At 40.8% G+C, this 21,376-nt stretch carries 21 protein-coding genes; 1 reads left to right on the top strand and 20 read right to left on the bottom strand.

Annotated features, from left to right (window positions below; all coding sequences use genetic code 11):
• Window positions 1–78 precede the first annotated feature (78 nt).
• Entirely contained in the window at window positions 79–333 is a 255-nt protein-coding gene (locus PR683_RS15560) for a helix-turn-helix domain-containing protein (protein ID WP_004913320.1), read from the bottom strand.
• A gap of 909 nt (window positions 334–1,242) precedes the next feature.
• Between PR683_RS15560 and PR683_RS15555 the strand changes: the two genes are divergently transcribed.
• Entirely contained in the window at window positions 1,243–2,127 is an 885-nt protein-coding gene (locus PR683_RS15555) for a helix-turn-helix domain-containing protein (protein WP_110732114.1), read from the top strand.
• Between the two features lie 50 nt (window positions 2,128–2,177).
• Here the strand turns inward: PR683_RS15555 and PR683_RS15550 are convergent, their stop codons facing one another.
• The 19 genes from PR683_RS15550 to napF all read right to left on the bottom strand — a co-directional run bounded on the left by PR683_RS15550 (window position 2,178) and on the right by napF (window position 20,794).
• A complete protein-coding gene (locus PR683_RS15550) occupies window positions 2,178–4,211 on the bottom strand; it encodes a TonB-dependent copper receptor (protein ID WP_004913326.1) in 2,034 nt (677 codons plus the stop codon).
• A 179-nt stretch (window positions 4,212–4,390) separates the two neighbouring features.
• A complete protein-coding gene (locus PR683_RS15545; protein WP_371021336.1) occupies window positions 4,391–4,723 on the bottom strand; it encodes a DUF2946 domain-containing protein in 333 nt (110 codons plus the stop codon).
• 407 nt (window positions 4,724–5,130) lie between these two features.
• Complete coding sequence (locus PR683_RS15540; RefSeq protein ID WP_004913332.1) at window positions 5,131–6,162, bottom strand: phosphotriesterase family protein; 1,032 nt, start codon at window positions 6,160–6,162, stop codon at window positions 5,131–5,133.
• Window position 6,163: 1 nt separating this feature from the next.
• Entirely contained in the window at window positions 6,164–7,129 is a 966-nt protein-coding gene (locus PR683_RS15535; protein WP_004913337.1) for a DMT family transporter, read from the bottom strand.
• Window positions 7,130–7,248: 119 nt separating this feature from the next.
• Complete coding sequence (locus tag PR683_RS15530) at window positions 7,249–7,986, bottom strand: glutamine amidotransferase (protein ID WP_109912712.1); 738 nt, start codon at window positions 7,984–7,986, stop codon at window positions 7,249–7,251.
• 26 nt (window positions 7,987–8,012) lie between these two features.
• Complete coding sequence (locus PR683_RS15525; RefSeq protein ID WP_109912713.1) at window positions 8,013–9,233, bottom strand: PfkB family carbohydrate kinase; 1,221 nt, start codon at window positions 9,231–9,233, stop codon at window positions 8,013–8,015.
• Between the two features lie 486 nt (window positions 9,234–9,719).
• Entirely contained in the window at window positions 9,720–10,793 is a 1,074-nt protein-coding gene (locus tag PR683_RS15520; RefSeq protein ID WP_109912714.1) for a cytochrome c-type biogenesis protein CcmH, read from the bottom strand.
• A complete protein-coding gene (gene dsbE, locus PR683_RS15515; protein WP_004262204.1) occupies window positions 10,790–11,347 on the bottom strand; it encodes a thiol:disulfide interchange protein DsbE in 558 nt (185 codons plus the stop codon). The genes PR683_RS15520 and dsbE overlap by 4 nt, the downstream gene beginning before the upstream one ends.
• A complete protein-coding gene (locus PR683_RS15510; protein ID WP_004913344.1) occupies window positions 11,344–13,275 on the bottom strand; it encodes a heme lyase CcmF/NrfE family subunit in 1,932 nt (643 codons plus the stop codon). The genes dsbE and PR683_RS15510 overlap by 4 nt, the downstream gene beginning before the upstream one ends.
• Window positions 13,272–13,763, bottom strand: a complete 492-nt coding sequence (gene ccmE / locus PR683_RS15505; protein WP_004913345.1) for a cytochrome c maturation protein CcmE — start codon at window positions 13,761–13,763, stop codon at window positions 13,272–13,274. The genes PR683_RS15510 and ccmE overlap by 4 nt, the downstream gene beginning before the upstream one ends.
• The gene (ccmD, locus tag PR683_RS15500; RefSeq protein ID WP_004262214.1) at window positions 13,760–13,972 is read right to left on the bottom strand and encodes a heme exporter protein CcmD; all 213 of its coding nucleotides are present in this window, start codon (window positions 13,970–13,972) and stop codon (window positions 13,760–13,762) included. Before ccmD ends, ccmE begins: the two co-directional genes overlap by 4 nt.
• Window positions 13,969–14,709 carry a heme ABC transporter permease gene (locus PR683_RS15495; protein WP_004913347.1) on the bottom strand — a complete coding sequence of 247 codons (741 nt, stop codon included), beginning with the start codon at window positions 14,707–14,709 and terminating at the stop codon, window positions 13,969–13,971. Before PR683_RS15495 ends, ccmD begins: the two co-directional genes overlap by 4 nt.
• Before the next feature lie 197 nt (window positions 14,710–14,906).
• Complete coding sequence (gene napC / locus PR683_RS15490; RefSeq protein ID WP_109912715.1) at window positions 14,907–15,545, bottom strand: cytochrome c-type protein NapC; 639 nt, start codon at window positions 15,543–15,545, stop codon at window positions 14,907–14,909.
• A 9-nt stretch (window positions 15,546–15,554) separates the two neighbouring features.
• Window positions 15,555–16,004 (bottom strand): nitrate reductase cytochrome c-type subunit, encoded by a 450-nt coding sequence (gene napB / locus PR683_RS15485; RefSeq protein WP_004913351.1) that lies wholly within the window; start codon window positions 16,002–16,004, stop codon window positions 15,555–15,557.
• Window positions 16,001–16,864: a quinol dehydrogenase ferredoxin subunit NapH gene (gene napH / locus PR683_RS15480; RefSeq protein ID WP_110732115.1), complete on the bottom strand. Its 864-nt coding sequence runs from the start codon at window positions 16,862–16,864 to the stop codon at window positions 16,001–16,003. Before napH ends, napB begins: the two co-directional genes overlap by 4 nt.
• Window positions 16,851–17,561, bottom strand: coding sequence for a ferredoxin-type protein NapG (gene napG, locus PR683_RS15475; protein WP_004262231.1), 711 nt, complete (start codon window positions 17,559–17,561; stop codon window positions 16,851–16,853). Before napG ends, napH begins: the two co-directional genes overlap by 14 nt.
• A gap of 6 nt (window positions 17,562–17,567) precedes the next feature.
• A complete protein-coding gene (napA, locus tag PR683_RS15470) occupies window positions 17,568–20,054 on the bottom strand; it encodes a nitrate reductase catalytic subunit NapA (protein ID WP_004913361.1) in 2,487 nt (828 codons plus the stop codon).
• Window positions 20,035–20,313 (bottom strand): chaperone NapD, encoded by a 279-nt coding sequence (gene napD, locus PR683_RS15465; protein ID WP_272571680.1) that lies wholly within the window; start codon window positions 20,311–20,313, stop codon window positions 20,035–20,037. The genes napA and napD overlap by 20 nt, the downstream gene beginning before the upstream one ends.
• Window positions 20,303–20,794, bottom strand: a complete 492-nt coding sequence (gene napF, locus PR683_RS15460) for a ferredoxin-type protein NapF (protein ID WP_004262238.1) — start codon at window positions 20,792–20,794, stop codon at window positions 20,303–20,305. Before napF ends, napD begins: the two co-directional genes overlap by 11 nt.
• Window positions 20,795–21,376 lie beyond the last annotated feature (582 nt).

Genomic DNA, 21,376 nt, shown 5'->3' with positions numbered 1-21,376 from the left:
AACAGAACACATTATTATATTAGTGGGTTATATAATAATACTCTAAAATTTAATGTAACATAATCAAATTACTTATAATCAGTGTATTAACCTACACGTTCCACTATTTACATTGACAATCCCATATAAAAAAGAAGCCGGGTCAACATTGAAGAGGTATGCAAATTGGAATAATGAATCAACATCAATACAACTCTCTCCTGTCTCAAATCGATTCATTTCTTCTTCTGTTACACCGATTAAACTCGCCATTCTTTCTATCGATATTTTATGGTTTTCTCGTTGTTTTCGGATTTTTATCCCTAGCATTTTAGCAATACTTTCTTTCCCCATAATAACCTCTACTAAATATTAAAATTAATATAATTAACCGGCGCGTAAATTATCACCAACCATAAATTTATAAATTGACTTAAAATAATAAAACCCTAATTAAATAAGTCATTTAAAGACCATTCATTTATGATTTAAAAAACCAAAACATTAGCTAACTTACTGATATAAAAAGGCTAGATGATTTTCATCATTACATTTAACTCGTGAAGCTGGTCACATTATTTAATCTCACTATCAATAGTTAAATTTAAATTATTATCAGTCGACGACTAAAAGTTGTATTTTCAAGTTAACTAAAATTCTAGCTTAGCTCTTCAGTTAGATAAAACTATCTTGCTTGATTTAATGTTATAACCTTAAGAAATTAGTGACAATTTGTATTCATGCGTATCAATAAGTTTCCAGAAGATAATTATAATAAATTGAATTTTTTCACATCATAAAAAAAGACGTTTTTTTTTATTTATTAGTCGGAATTACAACATTAAATTTAGACGATAAAGCAAAATATTTCATATTATGCTTATAATACTAAATGACCTTTTCAGATTAATGATTTACATTACACACCTCTTATATTGAGCCTCAAAAATAGATTACTTCAACAGGCTGTTTTCGATAAAAATAAAATTACTTCACCCTATTTATGCCATGTTCATTACTTTCAGTCCATACTGCAATATGTAAAAATTAGATAAATTACACAAACTCTAAATAGGTGTATTTAGGTAATATTCCTACTTTTTTACTTCCCAAAACTTACTTAACTTCACATCTTTTTAATAAAATTGTCAGTTGGCGTGGTATCATATTACGAGCACCTATGAATACTTACCTGTCATAACCTTGATGTATTTTATGGCTTATTATTTTTTTGGTAAGTAAAAGAGACCTGAAAGGAAAATCATGCTACAAGAAAGTGTTATCAGGGAAATCATTCTCTGGATAGAACAAAATTTAGAATCTCGCCTATCCCTAGATACTGTTGCCGATAAATCAGGATACACCAAATGGCACTTTCAGCGCCTGTTTAAGAACCAAACAGGGCTCGCGCTTGGTTCCTATATCCGAGCAAGACGCCTTTCTTGTTCTGCTGTCGCATTACGACTAACAAATGACAGCATAATGGATATTTCTCTGAGGTACCGTTTTGACTCACAACAAACTTTTTGCCGCGCGTTTAAAAAGCAATTTAATCTCACGCCTTCTGAATATCGAAAACGCGAAGGTTGGAAGATTGAAGGGTTCTGTTTACCTCTACGAGAAAGTAAAGAGTTAAATGTTCGAGTTAAATTGACTCAATTACCAGCCATTAATTTACTCGGCACTAAACATCGTTACACTAAAGATATTAATGAGTGGAACCTAAAAACGGATGAGCTACGCCGATACTATTGGAAAGCTTTTTTCGATAAAAACCCTTATGTCACTCAGCATTTATATGCAATTCATGGTGTAGACCAAAGTGCGAATACAGAAGGCCATTTCCTATATACCACGGCTCTAGATGAACAAGATGTAGAGATTGCACTTCCCCAGACAACCCATTTACAATTACCTGCAGGTAATTATTTAGAAATCAAGATAACCAGTAGCCTTCATGGTATAGATTACAATGATATTATTTATACTGCTTATGGGAAGGTACTTGCTGAAATGGACATCGTCCGTGGCGAAGGACCAGATGTAGAACAATATGTCCTGAAATCGAAGCCCTCTTATGAAGCGTTTGTGAATGACTCACGAAATTTTATTCAAGAGCTAAATTACTATATTCCTGTTATTATTTAATAAATAGCAAACAACCCATACGGAAACTGTACGGGTTGTTTACCTAATAATTAAAATGTCACATTAATTTTTGCCCAGAAATTTCTTCCTGGTTCATTTACTGGCACATTGGATGAATAACCAAAACCGCTATTTCCAGCTAAGTTAAGGTGCTCACTGTAGGTTTTGTCGAACAGGTTATCAACGCCTGCGCTTAACTTCATGTTTTCATTAATTGTATATGCTGTATTTAATGAAAAAATCGTAAAACCTGCACTTTTACTAAAGTCTTTACCCACCACATTGCCATCGTTTATAGCAACGCGATTTTGGCGGCTAACAACGCGTACTAAACCTGTCGTGGTCCAATCGCCTTTTTCCCATGATAAGCCAAAACGGCTTTCCAACGGTGGCATCTGCGGTAATGCCTTTCCATCTGTGCGATTTTCTCCCCACGAATAAGCCAAGCTTGCATCTGCTTTCCATTCATCACTGAGTTTTTGTGCTACACCGAGCTCGCCCCCCATGATTAACGCATTCACATTTTCAACCTGACTCATTCTTGGGTTTGTTGCGCTATAGCGGAAAAGAATAAAGTCATCAACATGCCCCACATAAGCAGAAACCCAGGCATTGGTATCTTCATGACTATATTTAGCACCAATATCTAACTGAGTCGTTTTTTCTGTTTTTAGCTTATCAAACACATTATTGCTACCATCTGGGCCAAGTTTAGGCGAGAACAGCTCCCAATAATCCGGAAAGCGTTCGGTATAGCCGACACCTGCATATAGCATAATAGGCGTGCCAGATAATGAATGCTCATAACGCGCAAAGCCCGCTGGCATCACCGTATTACGCCCTGAAGAACCTACTTCTGTATTATTTTCAACTATCACGCGATCTAAACGAGCTCCACTGACCACTTTGCCTTGTTCAGTCGCATGCCAAGTTAATTCACTAAAAACACCATAGTCTTGGAATTGTGCATCTTTTTTCCAGCTATTATTATTGTTTTTACGGTGTTTATTGGTCTGCATGTCAGCCCCTGCACGCAGTTCATAATCTTTCCACAACCATGTTCCCATGGTACGGCCACCCATGGTTTCGCGATCAACACGCATTTTCATTGGCATATTCATCATACCGTGGCCTCCATGCCCCATATGGCCACCGCTCATTCCACCGCCTGATGGAGAGCGAAGCGAGTAGTTATCCATAATATGGTCGGCATAATTGTAGTAAATATTAGCCTCAATTTTATCAAACACCTCGCCGATATTACTCTTTTCAAAGCGCAAGCCTAAGCTTTCGCGTTTAAATTGAGACCCATCCATTCCTCTCCCCGCATAGCGAGCTTCCCCATCACCTTTACCGGCGGTCAGTTCTAATAATGTGTATTCATCAGGCGTCCAGCCAACAGCAATATCTGCATTCCACTTATCCCACTTCGAAGGAACCTTATCACCATTGCCATCTTTATAATCATTTGAACGTGATTTATTACCAATGACACGAATATACCCCGTTTCATTACCTAAACTGATATCTGCATTGCCATCCCAACGCTCATTAGATGCTGTTAAGGCACTTGCGTTGCCTTTAATACCCGCTTCAGTAAATAGCGGCTTTTCGCGCTCAAAACGGATTGTTCCAGCAGAATTTCCTGGCCCCCATAAAACAGTTTGCGGGCCTTTAATCATATTCAGTACATCAAAGTTTTCAGGTGAAATATAAGAAGTCGGCGCATCCATACGAGAAGGACACGCACCTAACATTTCACTATCATTGGTTAAAATACGCAAACGAGAGCCGAACATGCCACGAAAAACCGGATCACCGTTAGTTCCACCATTACGTATTTGTGAAAAACCAGGAATGGTTTTGAGGTAATCAGAACCATCACTTGCAGGGACTGGCTGCCTTGGTGTCTTTGGCGACGTGGTGATTGTTAATGGCGAATCAACAGGCGCCGTCACAATCATTACTGAGTTTTCAGAAATAGGGCTTTGATTAACTTCATTTTTCGCTAATGTTGATGCCGTAAAAATCGCACTAATTACCAGTGTCGCAATAGGAGCCACTTTAAAAACGTGTGTATTCATTTTTCACCTGTTTCTTAGAAAAGGAAGATGCTACCTTCATCTTTTAGGCTGCAAACACATTTCAGCTCCCACAGATAAATTGCTTAATAAGCAAAGAAATTCAAGGCGAGCGAACGCGTTTTGCCCAGTGAAGGCAAAATAGCAATAAATTGATTTGTAATATTTACAATGCTAAGACATCAGGAAATAGGCGGGGCTCGAGCAAGGTGTAATGACCATGGTCTAAATAACCAAATGTGAACACTACGTTCAAAAGGAATAAATAGTGCCAGTGTCGCTAATTGCCGAATAACTACGGCAATAAATAAGATAAGAAATGGGAAGTGGATCAATAATTGGCAGTAACCACATGCAATGTCTTCCATCGGAGATTGCCCAATCCCCGTCATTAACATGTGATTCATTGGTGCAGAAACGTCACAATTTTCAGGCATCAGCATACCTTGATGCGAATGCATCGAATGGCCTGCCATTGATGAATGCTCAATTGTACTATTAGGGTTAGTGCTCACGCAGTGTTCCATCAGCCTCATCGATTTAGAGAACAATGGAGCGATAAACAGCATAACCACAGCCAATAGTGCAAGATAGGCAGCAAATTGTCTGATTGAAGTGCGTAGGTGCAACGTTTTTCCGTCATCTGAGTACGAATTTATAGCGCAGAATTGTATCTTATTTAGATACCCATTGTTATTGATATTTACCGAAAATGTTAATTTAAGATGAACTTTATTGATAAAATTGATTATCTATCATCAATACAAACCCATTGAAAAATCAATCAATTGACTGATTTATAGTATTAGGTACATTTCTCTAAGTCAGCAAACTGTTTTAAAGGCGCCATAAAAAAGTAGCAACCACAAGTGATTGCTACTAATTTTCCATCCAAAGAATTCTAAAAATAACAAAGGGTATTCTATGCTAATAAGTTTGCAGGGTTATCAATACAAAGGCGGTTAATCATCGATTTATCCACCCCTTTTTTGGCCAATAACGAGAGAAAAACATTGGGTACAAATCCCCAGCCATTACCCCCATTTTTTGCCCACATTTGTTTGAGAAAAACATCATGACTCAACACGATTTGTGCCCCATACCCCATCTCAATCAGTTTACAAACCGCATCCGCAGTTTCTGTTACTGTTGGTGCAACACCTTCTTTTGGAAATGAAATATCTAGACCAATCATGTCAAACTCAAGCCAAACACCTCTATCAAGCATACGGCGTTGATAGTCAAAATCTTTACCTGACGGGTCTGAGTGTGCCAATGAAATTTTAGCGGGATTAACACCCATTTCTTTGATTAAAATATCGAGAACCTCATCTCCTCGACGTTGCCAACCAGGCATATGAATATTCATTGAAACATGGTCATTAGCCAGTTGCGCTACTGATGCCGCTCTTAGGCTATTCTTTTCACCATCAGTAAAAAAAGGAGATACCCCGATTTCACCAATCATTCCTGCACAAATATCCGTTCCATCAATGCCTACATTGAGCTCATCATCAATCATTTTAGCCATAGCATCGATATCATTGACTAACCGGTCACCTTCAAACTTTTCAATATACAGGCCAGAAGAAGCAACCACATTAATACCCGTTTTAATGGCAACTTCGCGCAATTGATGTACATCACGGCCAATCGCTTTGGAACCTGTAGCATCTACCAATGTTTTACCACCAAGTTCCTTAAAATTATTGACTTCATAAATCACATCTTCGATTGGCTTTTTATCCATATTGTCACAGCAGCAATATGGGTCGTGCTTCAGTCCCCATTGAATATCGGCACTGACTTTTTTATCAACCAACACATGTGAGAAGTCATAAAATGGCTCATCGACAACCGTTGATAAATCATTAAACAGATGTTCATGTGGTAATGTCAGTCCCATATCTTCTTTTTTAACGGGCCCTGTCACCGTTTGGATATAACCTTTCATTTTATACTCCTGCGGCTTTTGTCGCTTTGGCTTCTCTAAACTCAGGAATGGTCGTAATAATTGCGCCGACTAAAGCAAATACTGTTCCAATAATAGTCACTAAGTACACGGTATTGCCCAAAGACGGTAGCAATAAGTCAATCAGTACCGAACCCAATAACTGCCCTGCCGTTGAAGCAACACCGAGCATCAACAAACCTAAGCCGCGGACTAAGATTGCCATTAATGCAATGGACATTAAACCTAACGGGCCACCTAGGTACATCCACCAAACACCCGGTAAATCTAAAGTGAGATGACCTAATGCCATACGGATCACGAGAGCTATCGTCAGTACGGTAAAACCAACAATAAAGTTCCACGTAATAGAAACCATCATTGAACCTGTTGCTTCTGCAACTTTTGAGTTACCTGCGGGTTGCCACCCTGCTAACAAACCAGCTAAAAAAGGCAAAATAGCTAAATAAATGGCAGAACTTGAATGCCACTGTGGTGAAACCACAAACAACGTCGCGACAACCGCAAAAATGGCACCTAATACACGAAAGGTAGTGAATGGTTTTTTCTCATCGATACCAATACCAAAACGGTCACACAGCAAGCCTGATAATAATAGTGCAGAAATCAATGCAGTTTGGAAAGTTGCGATACCTAATGCACTCGCGGATGCGCCTTCAGAAAACACCACCATCGCACCGCACAGGCCTGCAAACCAATTCCACAATGGAATTTTTTTATTTTTAATTAAGCTAGGAATTGCTGCAAATTGTTGTCTGGTTTGTTTCTTCGCAATAATGATAAAAAACATCACCACCAAACCACTGGCAAATGAAATAACGGCGCTCGCATTTCCATCTTTTAATACATCACCCAGCTGCCCATTCACTGCGGATTGCATTGGCGATAACATACCGGCTAATACCGTCGCTATCATTAAAAAAGGGGTAGAATAACTTTTAACACTCATAAAATATTCCTTTTGGATTTTTGACTATGAGTCATTATTTTTTGTAATCGGCTTACAAGGTGCTGAATTAACTCAGCACCCATTTTCTTTATTTTGATTTTTTACTTTTAAAGAATTAATTAACGAGCGATTTGCTTAAGAATATTTACCCACATATCTGAATAATGCTCCCAAGCCATAAACTCACGACTTCCCCAGTGTGGCGAGCAGTCACTCATAAAACAGCCTGTTTTTCCTTTGTCATATTCACCGAATACCAATAATGGGTCTTCACCAATATTTAAAACAACTTGTGTATTTTCTTTAGCAGCAACTTTGTTATAACCTAAAAACATTGGCCAATTACCAAAGTTTTTAATTGATTCATGGCCTGTATTAGCGGGTGTTGCAAAAACTCCCTCAGGGGTTTCAACGCGGTCGTCACCATCTAACATTTCAACCGGTAATACATCGGCTAATAATGTATTTTTATAATTAGCTTTGGCTTCAATTCCCATAAATGACAAGTAACCACCGATCATTAATAAACCACCACCTTGGCTAACATATTGTTTAATTAATCCAAGTGCGTTAGGTAATACTTTCATATTATAGAAAGTGTCATTTTGTAATAAGAAAGTATTGGCACCGATATCGCTAATAACGACAACATCGTACTTTTCTAATTCCTCTACGGTTTTAGGGAATGCCATTTGCACGGTATGTGCAGGCATATAATCAATTTCAACGCCTTTATTTCTTAAACATTCTAATAAGAAAGTTGCACCTTCTTCATATTTACTTGAAGTAAAGCTGTCATAACCTTTAGTGTGGATCATATGGATATGCCATGATTCACCAATAAATAGAATTTTCATTTTTTTCCTCTTTTCAGAATATTAATTTATTCAGGGGATTGAGTCACAACCTGAGAATAGGTTGTTTGATTAATACGATGCATAACATTTATATCTTCAGGCATTTCTGAAGCATTACTTGTTTCAACAGCAAGGGATGAAAACGCCGATGCATAGCGCAAGGCGTAAGAAAACTGTTTACCTTTCGCCAAAGATGCAGCAAGAGCCCCATTGAATGCATCGCCGGCACCCGCCGTATTCTTAACAACAGCAGTGTAAGCCGGGGAATAAATGAACTTATTACCATCAAATGCAATAGAGCCTTTGCTTCCGAGTGTAATAACTACTTTTTTTACACCTTTGTGATAGATAACTTCAGCCGCTTTTTTAGCACTTTCTAAATCAATAACATTAATATTAGAAAGCAGACTTGCTTCAGTTTCGTTAGGGGTTAAAATATCAATCTTTTCAATTAATTCATTAACGATGTCGTTATACGGCGCAGGATTTAAAATAATTGGAATTTTATATTCATTACCAATCTCAATAATTTCCTTTAACGCTTCAATATTCGTTTCTAACTGAAGAAGAATAATATTTGAGTTTACAATTTTATCTTTTTGAATCTTCACTTCGTCAGCAGTAATATCCATATTAGAACCTGGATATATTGAAATAATATTTTCTCCACTATTTTCAGATACAAATATAGATGCTGTACCCGTTTGATATTTTTCAGTTTGGTATATGGTCGAAGTTTTAATTTTAGATGACGATATGAAGTTTATTGCATATTCACTAAATTGATCTGTTCCTATCTTCGTAATAAAGTGGACAGGCGAATCTGAATAACTCGCTGCTAATGCTTGGTTACACCCTTTACCACCAGGAGAAAAAATAAATTTATTTGATAATAATGATTCGCCTGCCTCTGGTAACCGAGGTAAGTAACTAATCATATCTACGTTAAATGAACCTAATACACATACTTTACCTAACACGGCATCATCCTTATCTGTTCTTTCATTAAAACTTTCATTGCACTCAAGAAATTGAATTATTTCTTTTTTAGCAACTTTATCTAGTGTTTCAAATTCGATGTATGCGCCACCATGGCAACGGCTAATAATTCCTTTTTTTGCTAAAGAGTTTAAATCTGCTCTAATGGTTTCTTTAGTGACATTAAGTTCTTTCGATAAAACAGAAACTTTGGCTGATCCAGTATTTTTTAAAATATTAATTATTTTCTTATGTCGTTCTGCTTTCATGCCATTTTACCTCATGGCATTTACTCTAATTTATACCTTGTTACATTAATGTGATTGTACTCATAGGTTCTCCCTGCAAAGCAAAAAAAAGCAAAAAGCATAAAAGTAAAAACAAAAAAAACCAAAAAAGAATAACTAAAGGTAAATCTTCTATTATTATCAAAATAATATAAGAATTGATTAGTTTACTTTATGGAATTTAGACTAAGAGGGAAGTACATAAGTAAATATAATAATTCGGATTATTTATTATATATTTCATAAATATAAAAACTTTAAAATAAAACAAAGTTAAATTAATAAGTTATATTTATATCTTCATTAATTAAATAAGATAAAATAACCCTGATTAATCGCTATAATCTATTATGGGTAAAATAATGATAGGTTGAGAGAAGGATCACAATTTGAGTAAATGGATTATTCACCAGATAAACAAAAGGGAGCGGTTGCTCCCTTTTGGTCATAGTAATTGACTGCCGTTAACTATTCCGCTTTCGCTGGCAACCCTTTCTTTTCGTGTACCATCATCAGTGCTTGTTCAACACTGCGCTCGATGATAGGGCGACGTTGGTCATTCTCTGGCAGTAGTTTTAACATCATTTGCCAAGCAGAAATGGCTTCAGCGTAGCGTTCTTGCTCAAACGCATTGAATGCAAAAATGCTCAACGCTTTCACATTGGTACGGTCTTCTGCAATCAGCTTTTTAAGTAGTTCCGCACCTTGACGGTTATCTTCTGGGTCAGAAGAGCGCGTCAAAACTTCCGCATAGCCCATCACTACATTTTCATTTTTAGGTGCTAGGCGATAAGCACGGCCATAGGCATCGGTTGCCATGGTCGCATTCCCCAACACCATACCAATACGGCCTAGCATTTCCCACGCTTCTACATTTTGCGGGTCTTCTTGAAGGCGAGTACGTAGACCTAAGGCGAGGTGTTCCATTTCCGCATTATTAAGTGGCGGCTCTGACGGGTCTAGCGCTCTATCTAGCAAGGCCGGAGCTTGTTGGTAGGCATTATTCCAATCCGCCACTTTCTCGTAGCTACCTACCTGATAATAAGCACCACCCGCAACACCTAATGCAATGATAAAACCGGGTAAATAAACCCAATTGCTAGTGCGAGAGGCCTCAGGTAATGATTCTTCATCACCCTGCTCAACCTGTTTTAATCTAACGCGTTTTTTAGAACGGGCAAAAATGATCCAACCGCCTACCGCTATCGCAACAAACGGTAATCCCCACAGCATAACCGTTAGCGGTGTCAGCGGTGGGTTATAAGTGACGAAGTAACCATAACGGGCAACCATGTAATCAACAATTTCATCACGGTTCTTGCCTTCTTTCATTAACTCATACACTTTTTGGCGCAAGTCCAGTGCAATCATTGAGTTAGAATCTGCAATGCTGTTGTTTTGGCATTTAGGACAGCGCAGTTCCTCGGTTAATTTACGGAATTGCTGCTCTTGTTGTTCATTATCGAAAGTAAAGACTTCTGTCGATGCATATGTCACCGTTGCACTTAACGTTAACATCAATAAACCCAGTAAATACCTCATTGGTTCGCCTCCTGATTATAGCGCTCCCAAAGGGGTTTAAACTCTTTTTCCCAAACGCGCTCGTCCATTGCCCCTGCGTGACGATAACGGATCACACCATTACCATCAATTAAGAACGTTTCAGGTGCCCCATATACCCCTAGGTCAAGGCCTAACATCCCTTCACCATCAAATAAGCTTAAGGCATAAGGGTTGCCCAACTCACGCAACCACACAATGGCTTTATCCCGTTTATCTTTATAGTTCAACCCAACCACACGAACACCCTGTGCAGACAACTTATTCAAATATTGATGTTCTGCTCGGCATGTTGGGCACCATGTTGCCCAAACATTCAATAAGATAGGTTGCCCTTGTGTTAATACATCAGATTCGTAGTGCTGCCCCGGGTTTTCTAATGACTCAAGACGAAAAACAGGCACTGGCTTACCAATTAAAGCAGATTCTAATAAACGAGGGTCATCCCCTTCTGCATTACGCATCAATTGCCATAACAGAACCGCGGCAATTCCTGCAAAAATAATAAAAGGAATTAAGAAGACTTTGCGGTTCATGCTGTTTCCCCTTGTAATTTACGGCGACGATAACGTGGGTCAAACAAGCAGAATAACGCACCAATAGCCATTAATACGCCACCAGACCAGATCCAACGAACAAACGGTTTATAATACAAGCGCATAGTCCATGTATCTTTAGCAATTTCCTCACCCAATGCAGCATATAAATCGCGAGTAAAACCACCATCTATCGCCGCTTCAGTCATAACAGCTCGACTAACACTATAAAAACGTTTTTCTGGCATTAAAACACCGATGACTTTGTCTTTTTCCTTCACTGAAATACTGCCAATGACACCTTGGTAGTTAGGGCCATCAGCTTCTCGTACTCCATTAAATACAAAGGTATAAGCACGAATTGAAATGCTATCACCCGGCTTCATTTTCACGTCACGCTCAATACTGTAATTTTGGCTAAAGGCAATACCGACGATAGTTACCGCCAAACCTAAGTGCGCCAGTACCATTCCCCAGTAACTTGGTGTGAGCTTGATTTTCTTACTGATGCGGACTCGCATTTCTGCGAAGGCAAGAATAGCAATCCAGCACGCCATCATTAAGCCGACAACCGTTAGGGCTTCTACCCTATCTTCCATCAATAATGGCAGAGCAAATGAGAGAATAACGGTTAAAACAGTTGCAATGATTAATAACTTTTTAATCGCCGCAGGGCGGTCACGCCCCCAACGTACGAGTGGCCCAATTCCCAGTAACAAGGCAAATGGCACCATCAACGCGATAAACATGGTATTAAAGAACGGTTCACCAATGGAAATCGTACCTAGACCAATTTGTTTATGAACCAACGGTAGCAAAGTACCGAGTAACACGACTAACATCGCGGCTGTTAGGATAACGTTATTGCCCAATAACATGGATTCACGGGACCATAGCGCATTGTTAACTCTTGAGCGTACTTTGTGCCCACGCAGTGCAAACACTAATAAAGAGCCGCCAATCACTAACACCATGAAGGCTAAGATGAATAACCCTCGAGATGGGTCTGAGGCGAAGGCGTGTACGGAAACCAGTACCCCCGAGCGGACTAAGAAAGTCCCGAGCAAACACAATGAGAAAGCAAAAATCGACAATAATAGTGACCATGCTTTAAAAGTGGCTCGCTGCTCAGTCACGGAGAGTGAGTGGATCAATGCTGTTCCCACTAACCATGGCATAAAGGAAGCATTTTCCACCGGGTCCCAGAACCACCAGCCCCCCCAACCTAATTCATAATAAGCCCATGCGGAACCTAACATGATCCCTAGCGTTAAAAAGAACCATGCTGCCATCGTCCAAGGGCGAGCAAAACGCGTGAAAGAGCTATCTAACCGGCCACTTAACAATGCAGCAATCGCAAAGGCGAATGCCACTGAAAAACCGACATATCCCATGTATAACAATGGTGGGTGGAAAATCAGCCCTGGATCTTGCAGTAATGGATTGAGGTCACGCCCTTCAATCGGAAAGGCGGGTAGCGTGCGCGAAAACGGATTTGAAGTGAAGATGATAAACAGCAAAAAACCAACGCTAACCATCCCCATAACAGCTAAAACACGAGCAACAATGTCGAGAGGCATGCGATAACTGCAAATTGCCACCGCAAATGTCCAGCCACTCATTAATAATACCCAAAGTAATAATGAGCCTTCGTGAGCTCCCCATGTTGCCGCAACACGATACCAAATAGGTAATTGCGTATTAGAGTTATTGGCAACATAAGTGACTGAGAAATCATTAACAACAAAGGCATTCACTAATACTAGGAATGCCCCTGTTACACAAAGAAAAAGTAACCATGCTAATGGACGTGATGAAGCCATTAAGCGTGCATCATTGCGCGCCACTCCCCATAGCGGGTAGAAAGACAGCAAAACGGCAAGACCTAATGCCAAGCATAGTAAAACGCTACCAATTTCAGGGATCATGATGCATTGTCCTTATAGGCAGCAGCTGGCCTGCGATGGTTTTCTTGCATCGCTTTTTCAACCTCTGGTGGCGTATAGTTTTCATCATGTTTCGCAAGCACTTCTTTCGCTAAAATATGATTATTCTCTTGTAATTCCCCTTGAACAACGACACCTTGCCCTTCTTTGAATAAGTCGGGCAAAATTCCATGATAACTTACGTTAACCTCACCTTCGGCATCATAAACAGTGAAAGTGATATTGACAGCGTTAGAGACAGGGTCAGAATCACGTACTACACTACCTGGCATGACCATGCCACCGACACGTAAGCGTTGCCCAACTTCAGGGATTTGCTGAGTTTCTCGCTTACCATAAATGATTTCACCGGGGGTATAAAACAAGTCAATGCTTGAGCGTAATGCATAGAGAATTAATGCGAGGGTTAGCCCCACACCAACCAATATGGAACAGATCAGCCAAAGTCGGTTACGACGACGAATATTCACACTCCCTCCCTACGCGCTCTTGCTGCTTTTTGCCTGACTTCACGAGCTTGCTGTTGAATAATTGCATTTATTATCATTTTTCTTTGTATATACGTATGCAAACAGAGTAACAAAATAGGTATTAATGTCAGCGCAACCGCCAGCCATACATAAAAACCATAGCCGCCCATCGCCCAAAATTCACTCCAAGATGCAAATGCGCTAGTCATGATTGACGTCCTTTTTTATTCACAATATCTAATACCCATGGACGGTTACGTTCTAACATCAATAATTGGCTACGTAAACGGATTAACGTTAATGAGATAAAAAGAAATAGGTAACCAAGGATAGCTAAACGAAGTGGTGTACGCATAGCAGGGTTGATGCTTTCTTGCATGCGAGTCGAAGGTTGGTGCAAGGTTTGCCACCATTCAACTGAATAATGAATGATAGGTAAGTTAATCACACCAATTAATACTAAAATTGCAGCGGCCTTTCCTGCGGTGCGACGGTCATCAAACGCATGCCATAAAGCAATAATCCCCACATACAGAAAAAACAGAATTAATTCAGAGGTTAAACGTGCATCCCATACCCACCATGCACCCCACATTGGTTTACCCCATGTCGCACCTGTAACTAATGCAATAAAGGTAAATACCGCCCCTATTGGTGCCATCGCCGCTATCGCCAATTCCGAGACTTTCATTTGCCAGACTAGCCCAACAAAAGCAGTAATGGCCATCGTGGCATAAATTCCCATCGACCACATTGCGGCAGGAACATGAATATACATAATACGATAGCTTTGGCTTTGAACTTTATCGGTTGGCGCAAAACCAAATCCCCAAATCCATCCCACCGCTAAACAAATTACACTCAATATAATAAACCACGGTATTAGACGCCCACATAACCGATAAAGGTTGACTGGGATGGCTAGTTGATGAAGCTTTTTCCACATAGTTTAATTACCCTGATTTATTATATTGTTAGTAAATGCTGCGTGACAGCATCATACAATACACATTAAAAAAGCAAATATATTGATTTAACACAAATATAACTTAGGCTGATCATACTCAAACGCATAACCAGCCTATTTATTGATCATTACTTATAATTCATCGATGTAACTCATCATAAAATGATTACCTTGAATTAAAAGCCAGGTTCAACTTCACGCATGTCCGGCAACTTATGGGCGATCCCTTTATGGCAGTCAATGCAGGTTTTACCATCCGTGATGGCTTGGTCATGCATTTTGGCTGCAACTCCTTTTTGTGCTGTAAAGTCCATATACTCAAAGTTATGGCAGTTACGACACTCTTGTGAGTCGTTATTTTTCATTCGTCGCCACTCACTTTGCGCCATCGCTAACCGATGGTCTTCAAATTTTTGTGGCGTATCAATGATGCCAAAAATTTTTCCGTATAACTCTTTACTCGCTTGAATTTTACGCACCATTTTGGGACCAAACTCATGCGGTACGTGACAATCAGGGCATGTTGCGCGGACACCACTACGGTTAGTATAGTGAATAGTATCCATATATTCTTCATAGACATTCTCACGCATTTCATGGCAGCTAATACAGAACTCTTCCGTATTGGCCATTTCCATACCGGTATTGAAGCCGCCCCAGAAAATAACACCACTCACGAAACCAATCAGCAATAAGGTTCCTAATGCTAATCGGCTTGGCCTACGCCACCAGCGCCATACTCGGCCGATTAACCCAAACAAGCCCTTTTTCTTCGGCTTGTCATCATTTGTTTGCTTATCATTGTTATTTGACATAATTCCCCCTTATTTCCCAAAACCTTTGGATGGGGTAAATGTGTTATCAACAATCGGTGCTGTGTCTGACTGAGGCACGTGGCACTGTAAACAGAAGTAGCGATTTGGTGCAACTTCGCCAAGGACTTTGCCTGTTGCATCCATAAAGTGCGTTGGGCTGACTCTTGGTGCCCCTGTCGTGCGGTAATTTTCCACACCATGGCATTGCAAGCAACGATTAGTATTGGTGGTAATTTGATAACCTTCAACACTATGAGGGATCATTGGTGGTTGATTCACATAGTTTAATGCCATTCTTTCTTGCTCTTTCGGAATATGAATGCTTCCTTCTGACGTACCGGATACTTCTGGTGATTGGGTCAGGTCTACACCATTAGCAGCCCAAACAAGACTGCTTACAACAAAGGCCATTCCAGCCACCCAACGGCTGATCGTCTTTTTCAGGACAGGATTTTTCATGATTTTGCTCCCGAACTCCATCTTAGTGTTATTTTAAAAACATCCTCAGAACAAACATCGATGCAACGACCGCAAGTGATGCAATCTTTATCGGATATCTGCGCTGGAGCTTGTTTATCTAGGACCGGTGCGCGCAGAACTTGCGGCTCCGGACAAATGTGGAAACAGTCCATACAACGGCTACAGTTTTCTTTATTTTCCGCTGTAACAACCAATGCGCCCTTGCACCCTGCCACGCCATATAGCGCACCTAATGGGCAAAGGTGACCGCACCAACCATGTTCCACAACTAATAAATCGAATAAAAACAGTGCAACTAAAACCAATGCACCGCTGCCAAAACCAAAAATTAAACTGCGCCCCATTAATGAAACTGGATTAAGCCATTCCCAAAGTAAGGTACCTGTAATAGCAGAACCGATCAGGATCACGACCAGCAATACATAGCGAATATTGCGCGGTATTGTTGCGGATTGGTTAAAATCAAATTTACGTCTTAACCACGCCGCCGCATCCGTCACTGGGTTTACAGGACAGACCCAACTACAGAAAATGCGCTTACCCAGCAGTGCATAAACCCCGAATACGATAACAGCCCCAACTAATGCTGAGATCCCCGGTAAGTAACCACTTGCTAAGCTCTCTAAGGTGATTAATGGGTCAGTCAAAGGTACGGTGTCTAACAATAAGCTACTGCTGTAGTTACCATGTAAAATCCATACCCCAAACCATGGCCCACTCAAGAACATCGCTAACACCAGCAATTGGCTTATACGTCTAAACACCAACCATTTGTGGCTCTGCCACCAGCCTTTTTTTGCCTGAGCTTCACGTCCGGCATCACGTTTACGATTCGCCATTGTTACCCTCCAGCCAACCAAAGCGGTAATGGTGTCCTAACTCACCTTTCGCCAGCGACCTTGGTAATACCTTGATAGCTGCCTCTTCCAATACACATGCCTGTTCACATTTACCGCATCCCGTGCAGTAGTTGCTATTGACGGTGGGTAAGAAGCGCGCGTGCTTACCTGTTCGGTGGTTTTGTTCAAGTTCCAATGTGATGGCTTCATCAATCAGTGGACATACGCGGTAACATACATCACACCTTAGCCCTTGAAAGTTCAGGCAGTTTTCCTGATCGAGTAAAACGGCTAACCCCATGCGTGCATCGTTAATCGACTCAATGTCTTTATCCAATGCACCACTTGGGCAAACCTTGGCGCAAGGAATGTCCTCACACATTTCACACGGATTTTCTCGGGCGATGAAGTATGGCGTTCCAGAAGCCAAACCGGATGCCAATGTCGCTAATTTCAACATGTCATACGGGCAGGCTTGAACGCATTGTCCACAGCGGACACATGCACTGGCAAATGCTTTTTCATCAAGGGCTCCCGGCGGACGAAGCTTGACGCCACTCGCACGGGAAGTTTGTTGCTGAAGCCCCAGCACCACACCAACAGCCGCCAACCCACCCGCAGTACGGGCGACATCGCGTAAAAAGCGACGACGACTATTCTGGGACTTAGCCTGTTGAGACTTAGCTTTCTGGGGCATGAGCAATTACACCTTTTCCAGTTTAACGGCACATTTTTTGTAATCCGTTTCTTTTGAAAGCGGATCGGTTGCATCCAGTGTTAAGTTATTCACTAGCTGCGCAGCATCGAAGAACGCCATGTAAACTAAGCCTTTTGGTGGTCTATTACGGCCACGTGTTTCGACAATCGTGGTCACATCACCACGGCGTGAAACCACTTTGACTTTATCACCACGGCGTAAACCTCTCTCTTTCGCATCGATTGGATGTATAAACACAAGAGATTCAGGGAAAGCACGGTGCAGTTCAGGAACACGGCGTGTCATACTACCGGTATGCCAATGTTCTAATACACGGCCTGTTGATAACCATAAGTCATATTCTTTATCTGGCGATTCCGCAGCAGGCTCAAATGGCAGAGCAAAAATCACCGCTTTACCATCTGGTTTACCGTAGAATTGATAACCCGCGCCAGCCTTAACGTAAGGGTCATTTCCTTCGCTATAACGCCACTGAGTTTCTTTGCCATCAACCACTGGCCAACGGATACCGCGCGCTTTGTGGTAGTCATCAAAATCAGCCAAATCATGACCATGACCGCGACCAAAGCCAGCGTATTCCTCGAACAGCCCTTTTTGTAAGTAAAAACCTAATTCACGAGACTCATCATTAAGTTGGTCTTCTGCTAACTCGCTCACAGGGAACTTCGTTACAGCTTGGTTAGCGAATAACACGTCATATAGGGTTTTACCGCGTAATTCAGGTTTTTTCGCGAGTAACTCTTCAGGCCACACTTCATCCGTTGTAAAGCGTTTAGAAAACAGTACCATCTGCATTAAGTCAGATTTTGCTTCGCCTGGTGCCTTAACTTGCTGGCGCCAAAATTGGGTACGACGTTCCGCATTACCGTAAGCCCCTTCTTTTTCTACCCACATGGCTGTCGGTAAAATTAAGTCGGCAGCCAATGCGCTGACCGTTGGGTATGGGTCAGATACCACGATAAAGTTACGTGGGTCGCGCCAACCAGGCATACGCTCTTGGTTGATATTCGGGCCCGCTTGCATGTTGTTGTTACACATTACCCAGTAGAAATTCAATTTACCGTCTTTTAAAGCACGGTCTTGGGCAACGGCGTGTAAACCCACTTTTTCAGGGATCGTCCCAGCAGGTAACCCCCACACACCTTCTACTTTTTCACGGTGTTTTTCATTGGTAACCACCATGTCCGCAGGTAAACGGTGTGAGAACGTACCGACTTCACGAGCAGTACCACACGCTGATGGCTGGCCTGTTAATGAGAACGGCCCACAACCCGGTTGAGAAATTTTTCCTGTCAGTAAGTGCAAGTTATACGCTAAGTTATTCGCCCAAACACCGCGAGTGTGCTGGTTAAAGCCCATGGTCCAATAAGAAACCACTTTCGTTTTAGGGTCTGCGTAAAGTTTAGCGAGTTCTTCTAACTGATCTTTTGGAACCCCGGTCATTTCTGCGGTTTTGTCTAACGTATATTCTGCAACAAAGGCTTTATACTCGTCCCATGTCATTGGCTCAGACGCATCAGAACCTGCATTTTTCGCATTTTGTTCGAGTGGGTGAGTTGGGCGTAATCCATAACCGATATCTGTTGCACCACGACGTAAATTCACGTGTTTATCGAGGAATTCCTGATTAACTGCGTTATTTTGAATGATATAGTTTGCAATATAGTTCAGGATCACCAAGTCAGATTGTGGTGTAAAGACGATGCCGTTATCCGCTAATTCAAAGCTACGGTGTTTGAAAGTCGATAACACCGCAACACGCACGTCAGGGTTAGACAGACGACGGTTGGTGATACGAGACCACAAGATTGGGTGCATTTCTGCCATGTTTGAACCCCAAAGGACAAACGCGTCAGCATGCTCAATGTCATCATAACAACCCATTGGTTCATCCATACCGAAAGTACGCATGAAGCCCACTACCGCAGAAGCCATACAGTGGCGTGCATTAGGGTCTAAGTTATTAGAACGGAAACCACCTTTGAACAGTTTTGATGCCGCATAGCCCTCCCAAACTGTCCACTGGCCCGAACCGAACATACCAATCCCTTCAGGACCTTTTTCTTTTAATGTGGTTTTGACTTTTTCTTCCATAACATCAAAGGCTTGCTCCCACGTAATCGGTGTGAACTCCCCATTTTTGTCATATTCGCCGTCTTTCATACGCAACATTGGCTGCGTTAAACGGTCTTTTCCGTACATAATTTTTGGTAAGAAATACCCTTTGATACAGTTTAGACCACGGTTTACAGGGGCTTCTGGGTCACCTTGGCTGGCCACAATACGACCATTTTGAGTGCCCACCAGTACCCCACAGCCTGTACCACAAAAACGACAAGGGGCTTTGTCCCATTTAATACTTTCTTGTTGACCAACCACTGCTTTCGCAATGCTCGGTGCGCCAATACCTGCCGCCGCAGCAGCGGCCGCTATCGCATTGGCTTTCATAAAGCTACGACGACTGAGTTTCATAATCTTCCTCACCTTGCTCTTCCTGCTGATGGTAAACCAGCGAAACATCTAGTACGCCGTCAATATCGCGTACTAAATCAATAGTATCTAACAACATTCTACTACCTTGCCCTTCAACAACCACAATCAGTTTTCCGTTTTCCGGGGCGCTTAACGCCACTTCACAATGGGAAAGTTGATTAATTTCTTCGGCCACAGTAGACAGTCGCTCACTTTTTACTTGTACTATTAAACTGCACACTTGATAGTTACTGTGCATGTTCATGCTCCACGGTAATGGCTGAAACTGGGCAACCTGCGACGCAAGCACCACAGCCTGTACAACCTGGTGTTTCTACTTTTGGCTGGTATATACCGGCCATTGACGGACGAAAAGAGATGACTTCAGGCTCACAACTGTCTTGGCAACGACGACATTCAATCGAAAGATAAGCAAGACAATTTTGGCCAATCGAAATTGAGATATCCCAAGGTTGGGAATGTTTTGGTAGGAAAATAGGTTCTGGACATGCTGTTGCACATGCATAGCAAAATGTACATTCACCACGCTTAAAATCAACAACAGGGTAGCCCCCTGCTCCTGGTTGGATAATTGCCGTTTCGCAACTTTCAACACAGGCATTGCAACGGGTACACAATTCGATAAATTGCGTTTCACTACCACTCCATGGCGGCCGAACCACTGGGGCTGCACTACGCCACGCACCAGTTAATACTCCCCGACGGGTGAGATCAACCATGTTTTTTTCCTTTACATTGCCAACAAAAAAACTAAAACGTATTGATAAACCGCATTTTTTATATGTGTATTTATGAGAAATATTAACGATAGAGGTTATAAAAATACATACTACCAAGTGGGTAAAAGAGGTAATTACCCGTATACGACTAGAAATGACAACATTTACGTTATTTACTCACCATTAGCTAAAAGTAGCACCAAAATGATAACCAAGTAGGCCTTTTTAATTATTTATTAACATTTTTTTAATATGTATTATTAATTTAAACTCAAGTTTTAATTTTTTAAATTATAATTCCAGCTCAAAACTACTACTAAAGTGGTATGTGCAATGTCATTTAGCAAAAAAATATCTGTATTTTTTTTGATATTAAACAACTTTCATTTCTAACTTTATTTTAAAAACAGCACTCAAATATTTAAAATAAAAAAATTATTTTAAAATCAATAAAATAAAATCAGATAACGCCAAATATCAAAATAAGAATCATTACTAATTAATTATTAAAAGTAACAGTTTAAAACTACAGAAAAATAACTATATCAATTTCAATAATACCTATTTTTTATTATTTCCTCA

It is taken from the genome of Providencia sp. PROV269 (assembly GCF_028477785.1).
Lineage (GTDB): Bacteria > Pseudomonadota > Gammaproteobacteria > Enterobacterales > Enterobacteriaceae > Providencia > Providencia rettgeri.
The sequence above is the reverse complement of the archived record's forward strand: the minus strand, read 5'-3'. Positions and strand labels throughout refer to the sequence as shown.